The sequence below is a fragment of the Enterobacter sp. UPMP701 genome (assembly GCF_053709515.1).
Genome location: NZ_JBSKJN010000001.1, coordinates 916,089 through 938,303, shown reverse-complemented (window position 1 = coordinate 938,303; position 22,215 = coordinate 916,089). Strand labels below are relative to the sequence as shown.

General features: G+C 54.2%; 22 protein-coding genes. 18 read left to right on the top strand and 4 right to left on the bottom strand.

Going from position 1 to position 22,215, the window contains the following annotated elements:
• The first annotated feature begins 26 nt into the window (after positions 1–26).
• From ACWKXT_RS04585 to ACWKXT_RS04575, 3 genes are all read left to right on the top strand, one after another.
• Entirely contained in the window at positions 27–644 is a 618-nt protein-coding gene (locus ACWKXT_RS04585) for a glutathione S-transferase family protein (protein ID WP_454531800.1), read from the top strand.
• A gap of 37 nt (positions 645–681) precedes the next feature.
• A complete protein-coding gene (gene pptA / locus ACWKXT_RS04580; protein WP_454526725.1) occupies positions 682–912 on the top strand; it encodes a tautomerase PptA in 231 nt (76 codons plus the stop codon).
• A 192-nt stretch (positions 913–1,104) separates the two neighbouring features.
• Positions 1,105–2,106 carry a Kdo(2)-lipid IV(A) acyltransferase gene (locus tag ACWKXT_RS04575; protein WP_454531799.1) on the top strand — a complete coding sequence of 334 codons (1,002 nt, stop codon included), beginning with the start codon at positions 1,105–1,107 and terminating at the stop codon, positions 2,104–2,106.
• 25 nt (positions 2,107–2,131) lie between these two features.
• Here the strand turns inward: ACWKXT_RS04575 and ACWKXT_RS04570 are convergent, their stop codons facing one another.
• On the bottom strand, positions 2,132–2,446 hold the full coding sequence (locus tag ACWKXT_RS04570) for an ArsR/SmtB family transcription factor (RefSeq protein ID WP_041909805.1): 315 nt from the start codon (positions 2,444–2,446) through the stop codon (positions 2,132–2,134).
• Between the two features lie 160 nt (positions 2,447–2,606).
• Here ACWKXT_RS04570 and fusA point away from each other — a divergent pair, with 160 nt between their 5' ends.
• Positions 2,607–4,706 (top strand): elongation factor G, encoded by a 2,100-nt coding sequence (fusA, locus tag ACWKXT_RS04565; protein WP_454531798.1) that lies wholly within the window; start codon positions 2,607–2,609, stop codon positions 4,704–4,706.
• 71 nt (positions 4,707–4,777) lie between these two features.
• Here the strand turns inward: fusA and ACWKXT_RS04560 are convergent, their stop codons facing one another.
• Both ACWKXT_RS04560 and ACWKXT_RS04555 read right to left on the bottom strand, forming a co-directional pair.
• On the bottom strand, positions 4,778–5,203 hold the full coding sequence (locus tag ACWKXT_RS04560; protein WP_454531797.1) for a DUF3828 domain-containing protein: 426 nt from the start codon (positions 5,201–5,203) through the stop codon (positions 4,778–4,780).
• A gap of 483 nt (positions 5,204–5,686) precedes the next feature.
• Positions 5,687–6,259: a flavin reductase family protein gene (locus tag ACWKXT_RS04555; protein WP_454531796.1), complete on the bottom strand. Its 573-nt coding sequence runs from the start codon at positions 6,257–6,259 to the stop codon at positions 5,687–5,689.
• 105 nt (positions 6,260–6,364) lie between these two features.
• On the opposite strand from ACWKXT_RS04555, the gene nhoA reads away from it, so the two are divergent.
• Positions 6,365–7,210, top strand: a complete 846-nt coding sequence (nhoA, locus tag ACWKXT_RS04550; protein WP_454531795.1) for an N-hydroxyarylamine O-acetyltransferase — start codon at positions 6,365–6,367, stop codon at positions 7,208–7,210.
• Positions 7,211–7,248: 38 nt separating this feature from the next.
• Here the strand turns inward: nhoA and ACWKXT_RS04545 are convergent, their stop codons facing one another.
• Complete coding sequence (locus ACWKXT_RS04545; RefSeq protein WP_454531794.1) at positions 7,249–8,178, bottom strand: LysR family transcriptional regulator; 930 nt, start codon at positions 8,176–8,178, stop codon at positions 7,249–7,251.
• 154 nt (positions 8,179–8,332) lie between these two features.
• Here ACWKXT_RS04545 and ACWKXT_RS04540 point away from each other — a divergent pair, with 154 nt between their 5' ends.
• The 13 genes from ACWKXT_RS04540 to ACWKXT_RS04480 all read left to right on the top strand — a co-directional run bounded on the left by ACWKXT_RS04540 (position 8,333) and on the right by ACWKXT_RS04480 (position 22,132).
• On the top strand, positions 8,333–9,421 hold the full coding sequence (locus ACWKXT_RS04540) for a 4-oxalomesaconate tautomerase (RefSeq protein ID WP_454531793.1): 1,089 nt from the start codon (positions 8,333–8,335) through the stop codon (positions 9,419–9,421).
• A 74-nt stretch (positions 9,422–9,495) separates the two neighbouring features.
• Complete coding sequence (locus ACWKXT_RS04535) at positions 9,496–10,740, top strand: MFS transporter (RefSeq protein ID WP_454531792.1); 1,245 nt, start codon at positions 9,496–9,498, stop codon at positions 10,738–10,740.
• A 71-nt stretch (positions 10,741–10,811) separates the two neighbouring features.
• Positions 10,812–11,675, top strand: coding sequence for a fumarylacetoacetate hydrolase family protein (locus tag ACWKXT_RS04530; RefSeq protein ID WP_454531791.1), 864 nt, complete (start codon positions 10,812–10,814; stop codon positions 11,673–11,675).
• A gap of 18 nt (positions 11,676–11,693) precedes the next feature.
• A complete protein-coding gene (gene citC, locus ACWKXT_RS04525; RefSeq protein WP_454531790.1) occupies positions 11,694–12,761 on the top strand; it encodes a [citrate (pro-3S)-lyase] ligase in 1,068 nt (355 codons plus the stop codon).
• 24 nt (positions 12,762–12,785) lie between these two features.
• A complete protein-coding gene (citD, locus tag ACWKXT_RS04520) occupies positions 12,786–13,076 on the top strand; it encodes a citrate lyase acyl carrier protein (protein ID WP_023335831.1) in 291 nt (96 codons plus the stop codon).
• Positions 13,076–13,951, top strand: coding sequence for a citrate (pro-3S)-lyase subunit beta (gene citE, locus ACWKXT_RS04515; RefSeq protein ID WP_454531789.1), 876 nt, complete (start codon positions 13,076–13,078; stop codon positions 13,949–13,951). The genes citD and citE overlap by 1 nt, the downstream gene beginning before the upstream one ends.
• Before the next feature lie 30 nt (positions 13,952–13,981).
• Positions 13,982–15,511, top strand: a complete 1,530-nt coding sequence (citF, locus tag ACWKXT_RS04510; RefSeq protein ID WP_454531788.1) for a citrate lyase subunit alpha — start codon at positions 13,982–13,984, stop codon at positions 15,509–15,511.
• Entirely contained in the window at positions 15,508–16,047 is a 540-nt protein-coding gene (gene citX, locus ACWKXT_RS04505) for a citrate lyase holo-[acyl-carrier protein] synthase (protein ID WP_454531787.1), read from the top strand. The genes citF and citX overlap by 4 nt, the downstream gene beginning before the upstream one ends.
• Entirely contained in the window at positions 16,022–16,897 is an 876-nt protein-coding gene (citG, locus tag ACWKXT_RS04500; RefSeq protein WP_454531786.1) for a triphosphoribosyl-dephospho-CoA synthase CitG, read from the top strand. Before citX ends, citG begins: the two co-directional genes overlap by 26 nt.
• Positions 16,898–16,924: 27 nt before the next feature.
• Positions 16,925–17,473, top strand: coding sequence for an RBBP9/YdeN family alpha/beta hydrolase (locus ACWKXT_RS04495; RefSeq protein ID WP_454531785.1), 549 nt, complete (start codon positions 16,925–16,927; stop codon positions 17,471–17,473).
• Between the two features lie 17 nt (positions 17,474–17,490).
• On the top strand, positions 17,491–20,085 hold the full coding sequence (gene acnB, locus ACWKXT_RS04490; protein WP_454531784.1) for a bifunctional aconitate hydratase 2/2-methylisocitrate dehydratase: 2,595 nt from the start codon (positions 17,491–17,493) through the stop codon (positions 20,083–20,085).
• 96 nt (positions 20,086–20,181) lie between these two features.
• Positions 20,182–21,621, top strand: coding sequence for an anion permease (locus ACWKXT_RS04485; protein WP_454531783.1), 1,440 nt, complete (start codon positions 20,182–20,184; stop codon positions 21,619–21,621).
• Positions 21,622–21,691: 70 nt separating this feature from the next.
• Complete coding sequence (locus ACWKXT_RS04480; protein WP_454531782.1) at positions 21,692–22,132, top strand: hypothetical protein; 441 nt, start codon at positions 21,692–21,694, stop codon at positions 22,130–22,132.
• Positions 22,133–22,215 lie beyond the last annotated feature (83 nt).

Genomic DNA, 22,215 nt, shown 5'->3' with positions numbered 1-22,215 from the left:
AGGGTTTTTATCCCTGAGGGGGCAATGTGATGAAACTCTATGGCGTACCCGGCTGGGGCTCGGCCATCGCTGAAGTGATGCTAACCCTGGCAGATATCCCTTATCAGTTTGTGAACGTGGACGGGTTTGACCAGCCCGGCCCGCAGCGCGAGTTGCTGCAAAAACTCAATCCGCTGTGTCAGGTGCCCACGCTGGCGCTGGAAAATGGCGCGATCATGACCGAAACGGCAGCGATTGCCCTGATGGTGCTCGACAGATGTCCCGATCTCGCTCCGCCCGTGGGGCAGGCCGAGCGCCAGCAGTTTCAGCGTTTGCTTATCTGGTTTGTGGCCAACGTCTATCCCACCTTTACTTACGCCGATTATCCGGAACGTTGGGTGCCCGATGCGCCGGAACAGCTGCAGAAAAACTGCATCGAGTACCGGAAATCACTTTATCTGTGGTTTGACAGCCAGCTGAAAGCCTCGCCTTTCGCATTGGGTGAACGGCTGACGCTGCTGGACGTTTACATTGCAGTGGCACGTACCTGGGGGCCGCGTCATAAATGGTTTGCGGCAAACACGCCCAATATTACGGCCATCGCCGATTCCGTTTGCGCGCTGCCGGAACTGCACAAGGTGTTAAAGGCAAACAACATTATCTGATAACGTGGAACGCTCACACATAACAGGAAGCCTGCACATGCCACATGTTGATATTAAGTGTTTTCCCCGCGATCTGAATGACGAACAAAAAACCGCGCTGGCAGCGGATATTGCCGAGGTGATTATTCGCCATTTCAACAGCAAAGACAGTTCAGTGTCGGTGGCGTTGAATCAGGTAAGCCCGGAAGACTGGAAAGCGCAGGTCTGGGATACCGAAATTGGACCGAATCTGGACGCGTTAATTAAAAAGCCAGGCTATTCAATGTAAGCCCGTTTGCCGGGGAAGGGCTCCGTCGTCCCCGGCTTCACCTGCATAAAACCTACTTTCGCAAAAAACGATAAAAATGAGTTTTATCTTATCCGTTACACTTTACGTTTCTGACTGACATTTTATACATCCTTAGGAAAGATCTGGCACAGAATCACGTTAAGGACAGCAACGTTAAAGGATAATTTTCTCATGACAAAATTACCCCGGTTTTCACCCGCCTTTTTTCACCCTCGTTACTGGCTAAGCTGGACGGGCATCGCGGCGCTTTGGCTCATCATGCTGCTTCCTTACCCGGTGCTGTACAGAATTGGGCATCGCCTGGGGCGGTTAGCCATGCGTTTGCTGCCTCGCCGCGTCGACATAGCCCGCCGCAACCTTGAGCTCTGCTTCCCGGAGATGAAAGCGGAGGAGCGTGAAGCCTTGCTGCAGCGTAATTTTGAATCCGTGGGGATGGGGGTAATCGAAACCGGTATGGCGTGGTTCTGGCCCGAGTGGCGCGTGCGTAAATGCTTTACCGTGAGCGGCTATGAACATATGGAGCAGGCCAGGGCGCAGGGAAAGGGCGTGGTGCTGATCGGCATGCATTTTCTGACCCTTGAGCTGGGCGCGCGAATATTTGGCATGCTTAACCCTGGAATTGGGGTTTATCGTCCCAACAATAATGCGCTGCTGGACTGGCTACAAACGCGCGGGCGTCTGCGTTCAAATAAGACCATGCTGGATCGCCATGACTTAAAGGGCATGATCCGCGCCCTGAAACAGAATGAAATTCTCTGGTACGCACCGGATCATGACTATGGCAAAGCCAACAGCGTGTTTGCCCCTTTCTTCGCGGTCCCGGATGCCGCCACGACGGCGGGCAGCTATATGCTGGTAAAAAGCGCAAAGCCTGCCGTCATTCCGTTTGTGCCGCGCCGCAGAGAGGACGGTACAGGGTATGAGCTGATTATTCTTGAAGATATCAGCGCGTCATTGCAGGGTGCGGATAAAGAGTCTGTCGCAACCCAGATGAACCGGGCGATCGAGCGCGCGGTGCTGATGGCACCCGAACAGTATATGTGGCTGCATCGACGCTTCAAGACGCGTCCTGAGGGCGTGCCGGACAGATATACCCGTAAAAAAATCTCCGCGCCCCCTCGGGCTGGCTTAACCGACGATGAATTCTCGCAGCAGTCGGGCATGCAGCACTAAAACGCCACGCAAAAGGCTGCTGGAGCTAGTTTCCGGCAGCGCTTTTGGCCTTTAGCAGTATTTCCATCAGCCCGGGAAAACGGGCATCCAGATCCTCCCGACGCAGTGAAATCATATTTTCTCGTCCCTGCGGACGCTGCCAGATGACCCCACTGTCGCGCAACACGCGCCAGTGATGGGTCATCGTGGACTTCACCACATCCTCCGGACGCAGCGCGTTGCAGCTGAGTTCGCTGCCATCGGCCAGCCGGCGAATAATCGAAAGGCGAAGCGGGTTGCCGAGGGCAAACAGCACATTTTCCAGCAGTATTTGTTCAGTTTCAGGGTGGTTAGGGATCATCGTTTTCCTGCGTATGGCGTCAGATTGAGCTATATCAACAATAGGTCAACCGTTAAAAAATAGTTCGATAATACTCGTACAATAGGACTATTATAGCAAACGAACGAATGCACGACCATCCCGGTCGTCACAGACAAGTCATGAGACTTAAGGAAATATCATGCCCCGACCCATCCCTCTCGAACGTTATCGTAACATCGGTATCTCCGCGCATATCGATGCCGGTAAAACAACCACCACTGAGCGCATCCTGTTTTATACCGGGATGAGTCACAAGCTGGGTGAAGTACACGATGGCGCGGCAACCACCGACTGGATGGCGCAGGAGCAAGAGCGCGGGATCACCATTACTTCCGCGGCGGTCAGCTGCTTCTGGCCGGGTATGGACCGGGGATTTGAGCCGCACCGGATCAACATCATCGACACTCCGGGGCACGTGGATTTCACCATAGAGGTGGAACGTTCCATGCGCGTGCTCGACGGCGCCGTGATGGTGTATGACTCCGTGGGCGGCGTGCAGCCGCAGTCGGAAACCGTCTGGCGTCAGGCCAACAAATATCATGTTCCGCGGCTGGCCTTCGTCAACAAAATGGACCGCCCGGGGGCTGATTTCTTCCGCGTCGTACGGATGATGCAGGAGCGTCTGAAAGCCAATCCGGTGCCGATTGTCATTCCGGTGGGTGCAGAAGATCATTTCACCGGCGTGGTGGATCTCATCAAGATGCGTACCATTTTGTGGGACGATGCGACGCAGGGCATGGTGTTTACCTATGCGCCGGTACCTGATGATTTAGTTTCTACCGCCCAGGAGTGGCGGGAAAAAATGGTCTCTGCGGCGGCGGAAGCCAGCGAAGAACTGATGGACAAATACCTGGAGACGGGCGATCTGTCGGAAGCGGAAATCATCAGGGGGCTGCGCATTCGCACCATCTCGGGTGAAATCCAGCCGATGCTGTGCGGCAGCGCCTTCAAAAACAAAGGTGTGCAGCGCATGCTGGATGCCGTGATCGAACTGATGCCGTCGCCGCTGGACGTGCCGGCCATTGACGGCGTGGATGAAAAAGGGCACCACGCGGAGCGTCATCCGAGCGATGATGAGCCGTTCTCGGCGCTGGCGTTCAAGCTGATGAGCGACCCGTACGTCGGGCAACTGACCTTTATCCGCGTTTATTCTGGTGTGCTGCGCAAAGGCGACGCGGTGTACAACCCGGTGAAAGGGAAAAAAGAGCGTATCGGGCGTATCGTGCTGATGCATGCCAACGATCGCCACGAGGTGGACGAACTGCGCGCCGGGGATATCGCAGCCTGCGTGGGGCTGAAAGACGTAACCACCGGTGACACGCTCACCGATCCGAACGCCGTTATCACGCTTGAGCGCATGGAGTTCCCGGACCCGGTTATCTCGCTGGCAATTGAGCCGAAAACCAAGGGCGATCAGGAGAAGATGGGCATTGCCCTGCAACGGCTGGCAGCGGAGGATCCGTCGTTCCGTCTGCATACCGACGAGGAGTCCGGCCAGACGATTATTTCCGGGATGGGCGAGTTACACCTTGAGATCATCGTCGACCGCATGAAACGTGAGTTCGGCGTTGAGGCGAATATCGGTCGTCCTCAGGTAACGTACCGCGAAACCCTGCGCAAGGCGGTGAAGGATATCGAGGGTAAATTTGTCCGTCAGTCCGGTGGTAAAGGGCAGTACGGCCATGTAGTCCTGAGCCTGGAACCGCTGGAGCCCGGAAGTGGCTTTAAATTTGAAGATGCCACCAAGGGCGGCGTGGTGCCGCGCGAGTATATTCCGTCTGTTGAAAAAGGGCTGCGTGAAGCCATGAACAGCGGCGTGCTGGCGGGCTATCCGGTTGTCGACGTCAAAGCGACGCTGACGTTTGGCTCGTACCACGACGTCGACTCCTCCGAGATGGCGTTCCGCATGGCGGCGATCCTCGGCTTCAAGGAGGGGGCTCGCAAGGCGGATCCGGTCATCCTGGAGCCTGTGATGCACGTTGAGGTTGAAACGCCGGAAGAGTACGCCGGGAACATTATGGGCGATCTCTCTTCCCGTCGCGGCATGGTGCAGGGGATGGCGGAACAGTACGGCAGCCAGATTATTCGCGCTGACGTGCCGCTGGCAGAGATGTTTGGTTACGCCACCACGCTGCGATCGATGTCCCAGGGACGCGCGACGTATACGATGGAGTTCCATCATTTTGCGGAAGCACCGCGGAATGTTGCGGATGAGATTATTTCACGGCGAGCTAAGTAGTTAATTAATTGCACATGGTAGTCGTTAGGCTACCATGTGTTTTTATTATTACGACTGGGAGCTTATGCCTGTTACTTAATTAGCGTCGCCGATCGAACTTTCCATTTTCCTTGTTCTTCAACGAGACAATCCGCAACAACATGATCTTGCTTCTTACCAAACGCGATATAGACGTTTGTGCAAACGGCGTCAAAATCAGAATGTAAGACGGTTATCTGATTCCAGTCATCATCCCAGTCCTGTGCTTTGATAAACATATCCGCGTCGGGCATATCTTTTTCATTACTGTCACCTGAATACAATTCTTTAACTGCTGCAATTGTCCCCGAGGCAACGTAATCATTCATAATATCTGGGTTAAGTACGGGCGGTTTGTTCTGTTCTAACTGCGCGATATACCATTGATTGAATTTAAGCGCAGCCTGGCCCGGTGCATAAACGTTTTCTGCGGCCGCGAGCGGAGAAAGGGCTAAAAGTAAAAAGCAGAGTGTTTTCATTAATCATGCCTGAACAGTTCGTAATGTGGTTGTATGTTGCGGTAAGCCTGCCCTGGGTACATGGTGCGTTGAACAAAATCGCTGATCCACTGTTGACCATCGTATATGCAAACGTGACCGCTATCTTGACCAACAATATTTTGAATAACTGCGACGTCGCCTGCATGGGGTTGATCGTATACCAGGCGGAAGCCTGCGTAATGTGCGACCCATATCTTTTGCCAGATGCGTATTGGGGATTTTCAATCTGCCACCCGTTCTGATCGCTTCGGTTACGTAGCGAGCACAATAACCCGTGCTCTTAGGTTGGGCGTAGGGTTTCGCATATAATATTGCACCATCTTTCTTCCATGACATTGATATTTCCTTAATGAAAGATTGTTTATGCAACAACTTCTGAAATATCCTCCGTTTTACATCGCCATGATAAACATAAAATGCCATAGAAATTTTTTATAATTCAGCAGGATATGATTAAGTAAATCAATCCAGCGCCTTCACCATCTTCCCGCTCGTCACAAACGTACCGGCCCCAAGATGATGCAGGGTATTCAGCTTATCCCCGTCAAACTGCCAGCGTCCGGAGACAAACGCGCGTTCATCCGCTGCTGCGGAAACCACTTCACCAAACAGCGTATCGTATTTTTCTGCCGCGGAGGTGACGGGTAATAACCGACACTCCATCCACGCCAGACATTTCTCTTCAATCACCGGCAGGCCAAGCTCAGGCCCGTTCACGACCGGGATCCCGTAGCAGTTAAATTTATCCTCGTCGCGCCCGCTGACGCTGCCGACCGCCCAGGTCCAGTTGGCTGCCGCCACGCCGGGGATCACAATGCCGAATTTCCCGCTGCGTTCGATCAACTCCCGTGACCACGCGCTTTTGTCAACCACAATCGCGATGCGCGGCGGCTCAAACTCAACGGGCATTGACCATGCGGCGGCCATGACGTTGCGACGATCGATGATCTCATCCCGGCTGGTGATGAGCACGGTTGGACCGTGATTCAGAAGGCGGCTGGCGTGACGTAATTCAACAGGGCGAAAGTGGCTCATAGGATCTCCTCATGTACACGATGAGTATGGCGAAAAAGCACTTTTACGCATATGCATAAGGGAAAATAGTTTATAAACAGGGGATATCACATCCTGGAGCAAATCATGTCCCCATTTCTGAGTGCTTATTTTGCCCGCACGGGCTGGCAGCAGCCCGTACAGGTTAATATCGATACCCTGCGGGGGCTGCATTTACACCATAACTGCGCCATCCCTTTCGAGAATATCGATGTTGTTTTGCCGCGTGAAATCCATCTGGATGACGCGTGTCTGGTGGATAAACTGGTCACCGCACGTCGAGGAGGATATTGCTTTGAGCAAAACGGCCTGTTTGAGCGGGTGTTGCGCGAAGTCGGGTTTACGGTGCGCAGCGTGCTGGGGCGGGTTGTGCTGGCTAATCCGTCGCAAATGCCGCCGCGCACGCACCGCCTGCTGCTGGTCGAGCTGAACGGCGAGCGCTGGATCGCCGATGTCGGATTTGGCGGACAAACGCTGACGGCGCCGATTCGTCTGCTTGCCATTGAAGAACAAAAGACGCCGCACGGGCTGTATCGTCTGCTGAACGAGGGTAATGACTGGGTGCTGCAGTTCCGTCACCACGAGCACTGGCAGTCAATGTACCATTTTGACCTTGCGACCCAGTACTTCAACGATTACGTGATGGGTAACTTCTGGTCGGCGCACTGGCCGCAGTCGCATTTCCGCCATCATCTGCTGATGTGTCGCCATCTGCCTGACGGCGGCAAGCTGACGCTAACTAACTTCAACTTTACCCACTGGCAAAATGGTCATGTGGAGGAGCAGATCCATTTGCCGGACGCTGAAGCGCTTTACCGACTGATGCAGGAACGCTTTGGACTGGGCGTTGACGATGTAAAACACGGATTTTCACTGGCTGAGCTCACGGCCGTGATGGCGGGCTTTGATACGCATCCTCAGGCCGGAAAATAATACGCAAAGGGGCACAGGCCCCTTTACCGTTCCAGGGTTTATAGCTGAGTAAACTTGCCGATCCAGGGGCTGCTTTTTTCGCCTGACCACAGATGTAGAATCAGCTCCCGGAATTTTTCCGCCGCCGGACTCAGGGTCGTTTCGCGGCGCTGCACGAGGCCCAGCGTACGCCGTATGACGGGCTCAATCAGCGGACGGCTGACAAGGACATGATGTTCGTCGGTCGGCATCGCCAGGCTGGGAACGACAGACACGCCAAGACCCGCTTCCACCATCCCCAGTGACGTTGACAGATGACGCACTTCATAAAACCAGTTCGGTTTCCAGGCCATTTTCTCGAACGCCTGATCGATAAGCGATCGGTTCCCGCTGGAACGTCTTACGCCAATCAGCTTCATGCCAGCCAGATCGTCCCATGTCACCAGCGGTTTTTTCGCCAGATCGTTGTCCCGTCGGCATGCCAGAACAAAGGGTTCATTCACCAGCGGCGCAAAATCAATATTTGGATGTGTGACGTTTATCATATTTATGCCGAAATCTGCGTCGCCATTTAACACCGCTTCGAGACAATCGCTGGCACTGTGCTCAAGTATGCGGATACGGATGTTTGGGTAGTCATTGTTATAATCTCGTATCACTGAAGGCAGAAAATAGAACGCGGCGGTAGGGATACAGGAAACGGTAATAACCCCTGCCTGATGCGTCGCCATCTCTTTAATACTCAAGATCGCGCTTTCATAAAAATCGATTAAATTCTTTGCCTTAGGTAAAAATTCCCTTCCCACGGTCGTGAGCTTGACGCTGCGCGTGGACCGTTCAAACAGCGTGGTCCCCAGGCTTTCTTCGAGTTTTTGAATTCTGCGTGTTAAAGCCGGTTGTGAAATATGAAAAAATTGCGACGCTTTTGTAAAGCATCCGATTTCTGCAATTTTTACAAACGCTTGTATTCCCTGTAATTCATGCTGCATATCCGCACCTGATTATTGCTTTCCTATAACCACGATAACGCAAGGGCTATTAATACGTAAAGCGTATTAATCATGCTTTTTTTGACATTAGAGTTATCAACGGGAGTGTGAAAACCTTATTGCGTTCCTGATAAACGCGAAATGAGAAAAAGACATGTTAAAGATCCCTTGCGTATTAATGCGTGGCGGTACCTCAAAAGGCCCGGTCATTCTGGCCAGCGATCTGCCTGCGGAAACCGAAGCGCGTGACGCGGTTTTACTCAGCCTGATGGGCGCAGGCCACGAACTCGAAATTGACGGTATTGGCGGTGGAAGTCCGCAAACCAGTAAGGTGGCGATCGTCAGTCCGTCCGACAGCCCGGACGCGGATGTAGATTATTTATTCGCCCAGGTGATGGTGAACGAACGTCGCGTCGATACGACGCCTAACTGCGGCAATATGCTCTGTGCCGTGGGCCCCTTTGCCATTGAAAAAGGGCTGGTGAAGGCGCAAAGCCCGGTGACGACGGTGCGTATTCGCAATCTCAACACCGGAACTCTGGTCGACGCTGAAGTGCAAACGCCTGAGCATCGCGTCGTGTATGAAGGCGATACCCAGATAGACGGTGTGCCGGGTACAGCGGCACCGATTGGCTTAACCTTCCTGAATTCTGCGGGGTCGAAGACCGGGAAACTGCTGCCAACGGACAGCGTGACAAACGTGTTCGACGGTATCGAAGTTACCTGTATTGATATGGCAATGCCGATGGTCCTGATTGACGCCTCGGCGCTGGGCAAAACAGGCGGGGAGTCACCGGCAGAATTAGATGGCGACAGGGCGTTTAAGGAAAGGCTTGAGAACCTGCGCCGTCAGGCTGGCGCGGCGATGGGCTTGGGGGACGTGTCCAACAAAGTGATCCCTAAACCGGTTCTTCTCAGCCGCGCGCGAAACGGCGGAACGCTTCAGGTGCGCTATTTCATGCCGCATACCTGCCATAAATCACTGGCGATTACCGGCTCGATTGGTATCTCAACCGCGACGCTTATTGAAGGCTCCGTCGCCGCTAAAATTGTTGCCGACCGTCCAAAGGAACGCTTTACCAACATTATTGATATTGAACACCCCAGTGGAAAAATATCCGTATCGTTGCTGAGGGACGGAAATAATATCGAAAAAACCCGAGCTGCGGTTATTCGCACGTCACGCAAATTATTTGAAGGCGTTGTTTGCGTGCCAGAAAAAATGCTCTCTGAAGTTGATTAAGTAAAGTCTTAACTAAAAAGCTATCCATCTTACAAAAATACATTCTGTACCTTAACTATAATACTGAGGTTATTATGGCGTTAACGCATGCTAACAATACCCTGAAAGCCCCCGATCCGGTAAAAGCCAGCGCGCATATTCGCGTGATTCTGGCGCTGGCATTATCCGGGCTTGCGGAACTTGCTTCGTTGTTTTTTATTCAGCCGCTGCTCCCGACGCTTGCTGTGGAATATAATGTTCCAGTCAGTCAGGTGAGTATTATCTTATCCGCAGAAACGGCGTTGCTGGCAATTGGGCTGCTGTTTACCGGGACGTTATCCGATCGCTATGGCAGGAAGCGGTTGATTATCGTCTCCCTCCTGCTGGGCGGCATTCTGACGCTGCTCTGCCCGCTGGTGGAATCCTGGGCGATGCTGGTGGCGCTGCGGGCGGTGATTGGTCTGGCGCTGAGCGGCATCGCGGCGGCGGCAACCGCCTATATCAGTGAAGAGGTCGCCCCGGTGGCGGCAGGCATCGTAACGGGATATTTTGTCTTTGGTAACTCGATGGGCGGCATGTCCGGGCGTATTGTAGCCAGCCAGCTGATCGATCACGTTTCCATCAATGTCATCTTTTACGGGTTTGCGGTCAGCCTGATTGTGGTTGCCATTCTGGTGAAGTTCCTGCTGCCAGAATCGAAGAACTTCACGCCTACGCAAAGTCTGAACGTGATGCGCATGGTGAAAGGGGCGGCATCGCATTTCAAAAACAAAAATCTGGCGCTGGCGTTTGTTATCAGCTTCATTATTTTCGGCGCGTTTACCTCACTGTATAACTATCTGGCCTTCTTCCTGAAAGGCGAGCCGTTCCATATTTCACCGGCAAATGCGGGTCTGCTCTCCTTTAGCTTCGCCCTGAGCTTCTTTACGGCTCCGCAGGCAGGTCGCTTATCGGCGAAATATGGCGCAATGAAAGTCCTGCGCGTGCTGTTCCTGGTAATGGCCTTAGGGATGCTGCTGACGCTGACGTCAAATGTCGTCACCTTTATTGTCGGCGCTGTGATTTTTACCGGCTGTTTCTTCGGCTGCCACTCTATCGGTTTAAGCTGGGTCAGTAAAAACGCAACGCATGCAAGAGGCCAGGCCGTCGCGCTCTATTTATTCTTCTACTACATGGGCGGTTCGGTTATTGGGTTTATCAACGGTTTCGTCTTCCATTCAATGGGCTGGCAGGGAATGACCGGGTTTATTCTGGCATTACTTGGCGTAGGCGTTGTGGTGGCAACGTATCTGGCATCCGGCAATAAACAGGTACTGGTTCCAGCGCAGTCAGCTGAATAAATAGCATGGCAATGTGTTCACGCCTCGGGGCGTGAACACAGAATGAGTACGTATATCAATCGGGTATTATTATGAAATTAGCAAGCTATATTCATCAGGGCCGTAAAAGCTACGGGATTTATACCGAGGAGGGCTTTATCGACCTGGGTAATAAAATCGGCCATCAATATGCAACCTTGAAAGATCTCCTTCACTGGGATGCGATTGATATCGCCAGGCAGTATAGCGACTGCCCTGCGGATATTATGCATAAAGACATCACATTCTTGCCCGTTATCGAAGAGCCTGGAAAGATTTTCTGCGTTGGGATGAATTACGCTGAAAAAAGAAAAGAATTTGCCGAGACGAATGATGCCCCCACGCTGTTTATCCGCTTTCCTGATTCCCAAACCGGACATGCGCGGCCGGTTTTAAAACCGGTTCTCTCCAGCGAGTTTGATTACGAAGGCGAGCTGGCCGTGATCATCGGTAAACCCGGCACCCGAATTGACGTCGAAAACGCACTTAGCCACGTCGCAGGCTACAGCTGCTACATGGATGGTTCCGTCCGCGACTGGCAGCACGCCTGGTTCACCGCCGGTAAAAACTGGAAGCAAACCGGTGCCTTCGGCCCGTACATGACCACGGCGGATGAGATCCCCGATCCTCACGCGTTGACCATTCACACCTGGCTGAACGGCATGCTGGTTCAGAATGACTCCACCGGCAGCATGATCCACAAAGTGGCGGATCTTATTGCCTATATCAGCACGTTCACCTCCCTCAGCGCCGGGGACGTCATCATTACCGGCTCGCCCGGCGGCGTCGGGAAAAAACGTAATCCGCCTCTGTTTATGCGCGATGGCGATCGCGTCGAAGTCGAAATTGAAAACATTGGCCGCCTGATGAACACCATCGTGGAAGCGCAACCCCAGCAGCAAGAATTAACCGTCTAGACGCTCAGGAGAGAGACGATGTACACCGCCACCACGCCAGAATTTGAGGTGATTAAAGCCGGTAACGCTCAGGCCAGAGAGGAGATAGCCCGCTTCCTGGCCCGCAACGGTTTAGGCATTGATAACGATATTGAGCTATTTATCGTTGCGCGCTATGAGCGTCAGCTTGTCGGCTGCACCGGCATTGCGGGTAACACGCTGAAATGCATCGCCGTGGATGCCGGATGGCGGGGCACGTCGTTAAGCCTGACGTTAATTCATGAAGCCGAGCTGCTGGCGGCACAAAACGGCGAACATCAGCTCTTTCTTTTTACCTGTCCGGATAACGTAAAGTCATTTCGCGGATGCGGGTTTTATCCGCTGGTGACGATCGAGAACTGTGCGGCGTTAATGGAGAATACCCCGGTCGGTATTCATCGTTACTGCAGCCAGCTGCGTCGCCATCATTTCGTACCCGGGCAAAACATTGGCGCGATTGTGATGAACGCGAATCCGTTCACCCTGGGCCATCAATATCTTATCGAGCATGCGGCCAGCCGGTGCGATTGGCTGCATGTTTTCGTGGTGCAGGAAGATGTCTCCGCTTTTTCGTTTAAAGAACGGTTTGCGATGGTCAGAGACGGATCGCGGCATCTGCAAAATGTCACTGTGCATCCCGGGTCGGCATACATTATTTCTCGCGGCACATTCCCGGGCTATTTCTTAAAAAATAAGCAGGTCATCGATAAAGCCTACGCCGCCATTGACCTGATGCTGTTCAGAAATTACATCGCCCCCGCGCTGAATATTAATCATCGTTTTGTCGGTACCGAACCTTTCTGCCCGTTAACTGCGGAATATAACTGGGCGATGCACCGCTGGCTGGAAGACGAAACGTCTTCAGTGGCGCGAATCAGCGTGCACGAAATAGAAAGAAGAACGGATGGCAATAATGTGCCGGTGTCGGCTTCAGCCGTTCGTCGTTTATTAAATGAAAACAAATTCTCTGCCGCCAGCCGCATGGTGCCAGCCACCACGCGCGCGTTTCTGAATAAAGAGGTCCAGCATCAGCCCTGTTTATCCGAACCGATGTCGGCAGCGGTTTAACCGCATTATCACAGGAAAAATGATATGAAAATTGTGCAAGCCGCAATGGCGGGAACGCTGGAGTCCAGCGACCTGATGGTCAAGGTCAGTCCCGTCGAGAGCGGGCTGGATGTGGTCATCCAGAGTGAAGTGTATAAGCAATTCGGCGACCGAATTACTGAGGTGGTCAATGAAACCCTGGCCGCGTTCAACATCGAGCAGGGGCTTGTCGTCATTGATGATAAAGGCGCGCTGGACTGCGTGATCCGCGCCCGCGTGCAGGCTGCTCTGCTCAGAGGAATGGCCCGGGAAGACATTGCATGGGAAACGTTATAATGAAAAAGTTACGCCGCAGTATGTTATTTATTCCCGGTTCAAGTGCCGCCATGCTTTCAATGGCATTTATCTATAAACCTGATTCCATAATGTTTGATCTGGAAGATGCCGTCGCGCTAAAAGAAAAAGACAGCGCCCGTCTTCTGGTATTCCATGCCCTGCAACATCCGATGTACAACGATATTGAAACCGTTGTCAGAATTAATCCGCTGAATACGCCTTTTGGATTAAAAGATCTGGAAGCCGCCGTCAGGGCGGGTGTCGATGTCATTCGTTTACCCAAAACCGATTCCCCGGAAGATATTCATCAGCTCGAACGCGAAATCGTCCGCATTGAAGAAACCTGCGGACGTCCCGTTGGCTCAACGAAATTAATGGCGGCGATAGAATCTGCCGTTGGCGTGATTAACGCTGTCGCTATTGCGAAATCCTCCGACCGCCTGATGGGTATTGCGCTGGCCGCCTTTGACTACGTGATGGATATGCAAACCGAGCGGGGCGACGGGACGGAGCTGTTCTATGCCCGGTGCGCCGTATTGCATGCCGCGCGCGGAGCCGGTATTGACGCCTTTGACGTGGTGTACGCCGATGTGAACGACGAGGCCGGTTTCCTGAAAGAAGTGGATCTCATCCGCCGGATGGGCTTCAACGGAAAATCGCTGATTAACCCGCGACAAATTGAAATTCTTCATAACGCCTACGCGCCGACGCAGGAAGAGGTGGATTACGCAGAGCGCGTGCTTGCCGCCGCAGAGGAGGGTGAGCGCAACGGACTGGGGGTGATTTCGCTGAACGGCAAAATGATCGATGCGCCAATCATCAACCATGCCCGCGTCGTGATTGAACGCAAAAATGCCTCCGGCATTCGTCAGTAATCCCCTTTACCGCAAGCGACAGGATGAAAAATGAAAAACCAAACTGAAACCCTGCACTACATTCCTGGCTCTCGCCGTGAGTACGTCGCCTTCAGCGGCGCTAACGCGACGACGCCTTATCTTGCTGACAGCCAGCAAAAGACTCAGCGCAAACTCTTTGCCAGCGTAGACGATGTGCTGGCCCGCTGCGATCTGCATGACGGTATGACCGTCTCTTTTCATCACGCCTTTCGTGAAGGGGATAAGGTCATCAATTACGTGATGGATAAGCTGGCCCAGCGCGGCCTGAAAGGCATCACGCTCGCGTCAAGCTCATTAATGTCCTGCAATACGCCGCTTATAGATCACATTCGCAACGGCGTGATCGGCAAAATCTACACCTCAGGGATGCGCGGCGAACTGGCGGATGCGATTTCGCACGGGCTGATGGACGCGCCGGTGCAGATCCACTCCCACGGCGGGCGGGTGAATTTGATTCAGAAGGGCGAAATTGCCATTGATGTCGCGTTTCTGGCGGTCTCCTGCAGCGACGAATACGGCAATGCCAGCGGCAACGGCGGCACCTCGCAGTGCGGCTCGCTCGGCTATGCGATGGTCGACGCGAAGTATGCCAAAAAGGTGGTTTTGCTCACCGAAACCCTGAAGCCGTTCCCCAACCTGCCAGCCAGTATCGTTCAGGATCAGGTTGACTATGTTGTGCAGATTGAGAGCGTCGGCGACCCGGCAAAAATCAGCGTCGGCGCCGCCAGGGTGACCAGCAATCCACGCGAGCTAATGATTGCCCGCTCTGCCGCTGACGTTATCGAACACTCCGGCTATTTCCGCAACGGCTTTTCCATTCAGACCGGTTCAGGGGCGGCGTCAACCGCCTGCACGCGGTTTATGGAAACCCGTATGCGCAAGCACAATATTGTCGCCCGCTTCGCGCTCGGCGGGATCACCGGTAGCATTGTCGATCTGCATCAGAAAGGGTTAATTGAAAAGATCCTCGATACGCAAAGCTTTGACGGCGCGGCTGCGGCCTCCATGGCGGTCAATCCCGACCACGTGGAGATCTCCACCAACGTGTATGCGAACCCGGCCGCAAAAGCCGCCTGCTGCGACAGGGTGGACGTGGTGATCCTCAGCGCGCTAGAGGTGGATACCCAGTTCAACGTCAACGTCCTGACCGGCTCCGACGGCGTGATGCGCGGCGCGTCGGGCGGACACTGCGACGTCGCCGCGGCGGCAAATCTCACCATCGTGGTTGCCCCGCTGATCCGCAGCCGCATTCCTACCGTCGTCAGGCAGGTCACCACCCTGGTGACGCCGGGCGAAAGTATTGACGTTTTGGTTACCGATCACGGTATTGCCGTTAACCCGGCGCGCCCGGAAATTCGCGAACGCCTGATTAACGCCGGGCTGGCCGTTGTCGACATCGACGCGTTGTATCAAAAGGCGCTGCTCATCTCGGGTGAACCTAAGCCTGTTGAGTTCACTGACCGTATCGTCGGCGTGGTGCGCTACCGCGACGGCAGCGTGATTGACGTGGTTCGTCAGGTGAAGGAGACATCGTCATGACGGATAAAGCCTCGAACGCGAAAGTCTCTCTGGAAAAGGTGTTGAGCGCCAGAGAACAGCGAGCCCGTCGGCAGCAGGCGTGGCTGTTTCAGTCGGAGCATACGGTTGTATCCGTCACGCTGGTCTGGCCGGGAGAGGTGAAGGATACCGACCTGGCCAAACGGGTGATGACCGTCGCGAATCAGGCGCTCGGCGAGGTATTCCGCACCCATCAGTGGACGGTCTGTCGGCATCAGATCCTGCAGCCGGTCACCGGCCCCGAAGCGCTCTGGTCGGTGTCGGCACCCGCGTGGATGGTAAAACACGTCACGGCGCATCTGGAGGATAACCATCCTCTGGGACGCCTGTGGGACATCGACGTGTTTTGTCCGAAGACGGGGCTGCTGAAAAGAAATGCCATCCAGCAGCCGATGCGCAGATGCTTTATCTGTCATGAACCGGCCCACGTTTGCTCGCGCGCGCGGCGTCATTCGCAGGCCGAACTCGCGCACGTAATCGAGGAGTTAACCGATGACTACTTCGCTTGCCAGATGTAATGCGTCAGACGCTCAGCGCACCTTCGCTGAGCTGGCTGCCGAGGCCATGTATCGGGAAATTCGCTTAACCCCGAAGCCGGGTCTGGTGGATCGCGTAAACAGCGGGGCGCATAGGGACATGGATTTTGCGTTGTTCATGGCCAGCATCGCGGCGATTGCGCCCTGGTTCTCAACGTTCTTTCACGTTGGCAGAGAGACGGCTCGCCTTGCTGGCCCGCAAACGCTGCGGGCCATAAGACCGACCGGCCTGGCCTGCGAGCAGGCGATGTTTAACGCCACCGGTGGGGTGAATACCCATAAAGGCGGGATCTTCTCGCTGGGGCTGCTGTGCGCCGCGGCGGGACGTCTGACGCAAAGGGATGAAGCGCTCACGCAGCGCAGTTTATGCCGTGAGACCCGCATTATCTGTACCGGCATCGTTGAGCAGGAGTTGAAAACGACCGGCATCGCCAGAACGAAGGGCGAGCAGCAGTTCCAGGCATACGGCTTTACCGGGGCGAGAGGGGAAGCGGCCAGTGGTTTTATGACCGTCCGCCAGGCGGGTCTCCCGCACCTGCACGCCGCGTTGGGTCAGGGCGAATTTGAAGACGTGGCGCTCTTAAGGATGCTGCTGGGTTTGATGGCCGCGAATCCGGATACCAATTTGGTTTCCCGTGGGGGAATAAAAGGTCTGAACTACGCCAGACGCTATGCGAGGCGGTTATTAAAAATAAGACGTCTCCCGGCGGATAAATTGGTTAACGCGCTGCTCAGAATGGACGCGGAATTTATCAAACGCAATTTAAGCCCCGGCGGTAGCGCCGATCTTATTTCCGTTGGCTGGCTATTGTCGCAGTTTCCACCCGAATAATCGCGAATAGCGTAACAGGAAAACGTCATGATTGAACAACTCCAGCAGCAGCTCAGTAAGGTGTACACCCTTATTCTGGTCCCGGGTCTCAGAGACAGCGATGAACATCACTGGCAAAGCTGCTGGGGGCGGCGTTTTCCCTTCTGGAAACGGATCCAGCAGAAAAACTGGTTAGAGCCCGATATCGAAAACTGGGTCTCCGCCATTACCCGCGAGCTGGCAATGTGCCCGCTGCCCGCTATTCTCGTCGGCCACAGCTTTGGCGCGCTGGCGTCATGTCGGCTGCTGCAAACGCGGCGGGTAAACGTAGCCGGGGTGGTGATGGTCGCACCGGCAGAGCCTGCTTTTTTCGGACTTGAAGAGGCCATTCAGCCAACGCCATTACCCGTCCCCTGCATGATATTTGCCAGCCGAAACGATCCTCTGATGCCTTTTACGCGCGCTCACTATTGGGCTACGCGCTGGCGCGGCCATCTCATCGATATCGGTGAGGCCGGACATATTAATTCTGAGTCCGGTTTTGGCGAATGGCCGTATGGGCTCGAACGATTAACTGAATTTTGCGAACAACTTTAGCTTTAACAGGAGAACCTATGTTAGATGATTATCATCAGCACCAGAAAGCGCGCGCTGAGTCGGGTATTCCGGCGAAACCGTTAACGGCGGAACAAACCGAAGCACTTATTCATCGTTTAATACATGATGCACCCGCACATCATCCACAATTATTGTCTTTATTAACCCACAGCGTTCCGCCGGGTGTTGATCCCGCGGCTAAGCTAAAAGCCGATTTTTTATTTAAAGTGGCATTGCAGGAATACCGTGTAAACGGGCTTTCTCCCGACGCGGCCACAACGCTGCTGGGGTCCATGCAGGGCGGCTATAACGTCCAGCCGCTGATTGAGCTTCTTGACCATTCGAACCTCGCACCGCTGGCCGCCGGGCAGCTTTCTTCTACCATCCTGATCTTTGAAAAATTCAGCCAGGTGGAAGCCAAAGCGAAGAGCGGCAACATCCGGGCAAAAGAGGTGCTTCACTCCTGGGCAAATGCCGAATGGTTCACGCGCCGTCCGGCCATGCCTGAAAAAATTACCCTGAAGGTATTTAAGGTTCCCGGTGAGACCAATACTGACGATTTGTCTCCGGCACCGGAGGCGTGGTCACGTCCGGATATTCCGCTGCACGCGCTCTCCATGCTCAGTAACGTCAGGGAAGGGATAGCGCCTGATGAGCCCGGCGCGCGCGGCCCTTTGCGCCAGCTGGCAGAACTGAAAGCGTTGGGCTGGCCGCTGGTGTACGTCGGTGACGTCGTGGGGACCGGATCCTCACGTAAATCCGCCACCAACTCCATCCTGTGGCACATCGGGAACGATATTCCGTACGTGCCGAATAAACGTAACGGCGGGTTTGTGTTTGGCGGCAAAATCGCGCCCATTTTCTTCAACACCCTGGAAGATTCCGGCGCGCTGCCGGTAGAGATGGATGTCTCCGCGCTGACGACCGGGATGCTAATCGATCTTTACCCGTACAAGGGCGAAATTCGTGAGACAGAAAGCCAGCGGCTGGTGACGACCTTTACCCTTAAAACCGAGGTGCTGCTGGGCGAAGTGCGCGCCGGCGGGCGGATCCCGTTGATCATCGGACGCAGCCTGACGGCGAAAGCGCGGGAATCACTGAAGCTTGAGCCTTCAGCGGTATTCCGCACGTCCGCTTCACCTGCGCCATCCGCAACCGGCTTTACGCTGGCGCAGAAAATAGTGGGTAAAGCCTGCGGCGTGACGGGGATCCGCCCGGGACAGTATTGCGAGCCCAAAATCACTACCGTCGGTTCTCAGGACACCACCGGCGGAATGACGCGCGACGAGCTGACCGACCTTGCCTGCCTCACGTTTTCAGCCGACCTGGTGATGCAGTCTTTCTGCCACACCTCTGCGTACCCTAAGCCGGTAGATGTCCAGCTGCATGAAACCCTGCCGCAGTTTATCACCCGCCGGAATGGGGTGGCGCTTAAGCCGGGCGACGGCATTATCCACTCATGGCTTAACCGCATGCTATTGCCGGATACGGTAGGCACGGGTGCCGACTCCCATACCCGCTTCCCGCTGGGGATCTCCTTCCCGGGCGGCTCCGGGCTGGTGGCGTTCGCCGCCGCAACCGGCATCATGCCGCTGGATATGCCTGAATCGGTGCTGGTGCGCTTTACGGGCGAGATGCAGAAAGGGATCACCCTGCGCGACCTGGTGCATGCCATTCCGCTCTACGCCAGAAAGCAGGGGCTGCTGACGGTCGAGAAAAAGAATAAGCGCAACGTTTTCTCGGGCCGGATCCTCGAAATTGAAGGCCTGGAAGCATTAAGCGCAGAGCAGGCGTTTGAACTGGCTGACGCCTCCGCCGAACGGTCTGCCGCCGCGTGCGTTATGCGCCTGGCGGAAGAGAATGTCGCGCAATATCTTCGCTCCAATGCGGCCCTTCTGCGCTGGATGGTTAAGCAAGGGTATGAGAACGCCGCCACGCTTGAACGACGCATTGCTGAAATCGAGGCGTGGCTGGCTAACCCGTCGCTGCTCCGCGCCGATCCTGACGCGGAATATGCGGCAGTCATTGATATCGATCTCAATGAAATCACCGAGCCGGTGGTTTGTGCCCCGAACGATCCGGACGATGCCCGGTTACTTTCTGAGGTTGCCAGCACTCCTGTTGAAGAGGTGTTCATTGGTTCCTGCATGACAAACATCGGTCACTTCCGCGCTGCGGGTGAAATCATGGCTGGTGCCAGCGAAAACCAGGCGCGCTTGTGGCTCGCACCGCCGACAAAAATGGATGCCCAACAGCTCTCCCGCGAGGGCTATTTTAATCAGTTTATTAAAGCAGGGGCGAGAATCGAGCCCGCGGGCTGCTCCCTGTGCATGGGGAACCAGGCGAGGGTGCGTGAAGGAAGCCGCGTGGTATCAACGTCCACCCGAAATTTCCCGCATCGTCTGGGAACGAATGCCAGCGTGTTCCTTGCCTCGGCAGAATTAAGTTCCGTCGCTGCCATACTGGGTAAAATGCCAACCGTGGAAGAATATTTACGCTATACCGATAAACTTCATGGTGCGCGTGAAAATATCTATCGCTATCTCAGTTTTGACACCCTGGCCGAATATCAAATTACAGAAGGTGATAATATCCCGGTTGTTAGCGTGTAGTTTCTTATTATTTATTTAGCAAATGTATTTATCCGGCAGAGGCGTCTCTCTGGAGCCGTCTCTGCCATTCAGGGACCCTTTTCTCATGGGTGAGATATGCTTAAATCCAATGTTTTAAAAACAATCTTACTTGCCGTAATAATATTATTATCAATATTTATTCCTCCGCCTGATGGATTAACCAAAGAGGCGTGGATACTGGCAGGCATATATCTTTCCGCTATCGTTGGGCTGGTCATTAAACCGTATCCCGAACCCGTCATCATGCTGGTCGCGGTGGCATTAACCTGTTTTACCGTAACAAAATTCCCGGATTCTCCGGTTAAATCAATGGATGTGCTGAGTGGATACGCCTCAGGCACGACCTGGCTGGTGTTTAGCGCCTTTACGCTGAGCGCGGCGTTCGTTACTACCGGTCTGGGGAAACGGCTTGCCTACTGGTTTATCCTCAAGTTTGGCAGCACGACGCTGAGGCTAGGGTATGTGACCGCCTTGCTGGATTTGGTGCTGGCACCGGCTACGCCCTCAAATACCGCGCGGGCAGGTGGGGTGGTTTTTCCTATAATTAACAGCATCGCGACGGTATTAGGCTCGACGCCAAAAGAGACGCCGTGCAAGGCTGGGCGTTATTTAATGGTCAATGTCTATATGGTCACTAAAACGACCAGCTATATGTTTTTAACGGGCTTTGCCGGAAACGCGTTAGCGCTACAGCTCATTTCCGATATCTTCCATATTCATATTAGCTGGATCGGCTGGATGCTGGCGGGAGCACCGTTGGGATTATTGATGCTGTGTATTATCCCCTATATTTGCTACCGGGTTGCCTCCCCGGAAATTAAACATATTGATAATGTGGCAATTGCGACCAACGGCCTGCAAAGCCTTGGGGCAATGAGTATCAAAGAGAAAGGGCTGGTGGTGATTTTTATCGCCGCGTTATTAGGCTGGATCTTCTCTCGTCACCTTGGGCTTAATGAATCCGCCGTCGCCATTATCGCGATGGGGGCGGCGCTGCTGTTTAATATTATCGGCTGGAGCGACGTACAGAAAAACAAAGGTGGCTGGAATACCCTGATGTGGTACGGGGGCATCATCGGTCTGAGCGCCACCCTGAGCAAGGAGGGATTTTTCCGCTGGCTGGCAGATTTCCTGTCAGCGCACCTCGATTTTCTCAGCGCCGGTAATATGACAATCGTGATTATCGTGTTTCTCAGCGTCCTGGTTCGCTATTTCTTTGCCTCCGGCGGGGCATACGTCGCGGCCATGGTGCCGGTGTTTGCCACCGTAGGCCTGGTCACAGGAACGGCACCGGTCCTGCTGGCGCTTGCTATTCTGTTTTCCAACTCCTACGGCGGGTGTATCACGCACTATGGCGGCGCAGCCGGGCCCATTATTTTCGCCGCAGGGTATAACGACATTAAATCATGGTGGGCAATTGGCACCATCGTGGCGCTGTGCACGTTTCTGATTCATATGGTTTGTGGCATTCAGTGGTGGAATTTTCTTCTGCAAAACGGCATGCTTCAGTCTTAATCGCCCGGTGGCGGCTACGCCTTACCGGGCCTACAGCCCACGCGGCGGCATTACTCGAAGGCATGTTGATATGGAAATCGTATTACGAAATAAATTCAGTTCATTGGGAATGTTTTTGGGGGGAATTGCACTCATTCTCTCAATCGTTCAGTTTTTATTCGGACCGTTTTCTCCAAAGCCGCCAGCGCTTGAGGTTATTGTTGCTGAGAAAGTTTCGGCTGTAAAACAAGGGGTAATTGCGGGGTTAAAGGGAGAGCGTCCTGCTGCCCGAACCGAAAAAACGACGGTTGATATCGACAGCATTATTCTTAACGCCGGGATTATACTCGCTGTTGTGGCACTGGGACTTTCGTTCATCGGAGGAATGTGCAAGGAGAGCCGTTGGGGTATCTCTGGGGCACTTCTTTTCTCAGGGCTAACGCTGACCTTTCATGCTGTGCTGCTTGCGTTCGGGCTGATCGTCGCAGTGTTGTTGCTGTTATTTATTCTCTCTCTGGTAACCGTAGGTTGATTATAGCCCGGTGGCGGCTACGCCTTACCGGGCCAGGAGGAACCTGAACGTAGGTCAGATAAGGCGTAGCCGCCACCCGACAA

What these genes read in the sequence shown, in the direction of transcription:
- pptA (WP_454526725.1), top strand. Translation starts at nt 682, where the DNA reads ATGCCACATGTTGATATTAAGTGTTTTCCCCGCGATCTGAATGACGAA.
- ACWKXT_RS04575 (WP_454531799.1), top strand. Translation starts at nt 1,105, where the DNA reads ATGACAAAATTACCCCGGTTTTCACCCGCCTTTTTTCACCCTCGTTAC.
- ACWKXT_RS04570 (WP_041909805.1), bottom strand. Translation starts at nt 2,446, where the DNA reads ATGATCCCTAACCACCCTGAAACTGAACAAATACTGCTGGAAAATGTG.
- fusA (WP_454531798.1), top strand. Translation starts at nt 2,607, where the DNA reads ATGCCCCGACCCATCCCTCTCGAACGTTATCGTAACATCGGTATCTCC.
- ACWKXT_RS04560 (WP_454531797.1), bottom strand. Translation starts at nt 5,203, where the DNA reads ATGAAAACACTCTGCTTTTTACTTTTAGCCCTTTCTCCGCTCGCGGCC.
- ACWKXT_RS04555 (WP_454531796.1), bottom strand. Translation starts at nt 6,259, where the DNA reads ATGAGCCACTTTCGCCCTGTTGAATTACGTCACGCCAGCCGCCTTCTG.
- nhoA (WP_454531795.1), top strand. Translation starts at nt 6,365, where the DNA reads ATGTCCCCATTTCTGAGTGCTTATTTTGCCCGCACGGGCTGGCAGCAG.
- ACWKXT_RS04545 (WP_454531794.1), bottom strand. Translation starts at nt 8,178, where the DNA reads ATGCAGCATGAATTACAGGGAATACAAGCGTTTGTAAAAATTGCAGAA.
- ACWKXT_RS04540 (WP_454531793.1), top strand. Translation starts at nt 8,333, where the DNA reads ATGTTAAAGATCCCTTGCGTATTAATGCGTGGCGGTACCTCAAAAGGC.
- ACWKXT_RS04535 (WP_454531792.1), top strand. Translation starts at nt 9,496, where the DNA reads ATGGCGTTAACGCATGCTAACAATACCCTGAAAGCCCCCGATCCGGTA.
- ACWKXT_RS04530 (WP_454531791.1), top strand. Translation starts at nt 10,812, where the DNA reads ATGAAATTAGCAAGCTATATTCATCAGGGCCGTAAAAGCTACGGGATT.
- citC (WP_454531790.1), top strand. Translation starts at nt 11,694, where the DNA reads ATGTACACCGCCACCACGCCAGAATTTGAGGTGATTAAAGCCGGTAAC.
- citD (WP_023335831.1), top strand. Translation starts at nt 12,786, where the DNA reads ATGAAAATTGTGCAAGCCGCAATGGCGGGAACGCTGGAGTCCAGCGAC.
- citE (WP_454531789.1), top strand. Translation starts at nt 13,076, where the DNA reads ATGAAAAAGTTACGCCGCAGTATGTTATTTATTCCCGGTTCAAGTGCC.
- citF (WP_454531788.1), top strand. Translation starts at nt 13,982, where the DNA reads ATGAAAAACCAAACTGAAACCCTGCACTACATTCCTGGCTCTCGCCGT.
- citX (WP_454531787.1), top strand. Translation starts at nt 15,508, where the DNA reads ATGACGGATAAAGCCTCGAACGCGAAAGTCTCTCTGGAAAAGGTGTTG.
- citG (WP_454531786.1), top strand. Translation starts at nt 16,022, where the DNA reads ATGACTACTTCGCTTGCCAGATGTAATGCGTCAGACGCTCAGCGCACC.
- ACWKXT_RS04495 (WP_454531785.1), top strand. Translation starts at nt 16,925, where the DNA reads ATGATTGAACAACTCCAGCAGCAGCTCAGTAAGGTGTACACCCTTATT.
- acnB (WP_454531784.1), top strand. Translation starts at nt 17,491, where the DNA reads ATGTTAGATGATTATCATCAGCACCAGAAAGCGCGCGCTGAGTCGGGT.
- ACWKXT_RS04485 (WP_454531783.1), top strand. Translation starts at nt 20,182, where the DNA reads ATGCTTAAATCCAATGTTTTAAAAACAATCTTACTTGCCGTAATAATA.
- ACWKXT_RS04480 (WP_454531782.1), top strand. Translation starts at nt 21,692, where the DNA reads ATGGAAATCGTATTACGAAATAAATTCAGTTCATTGGGAATGTTTTTG.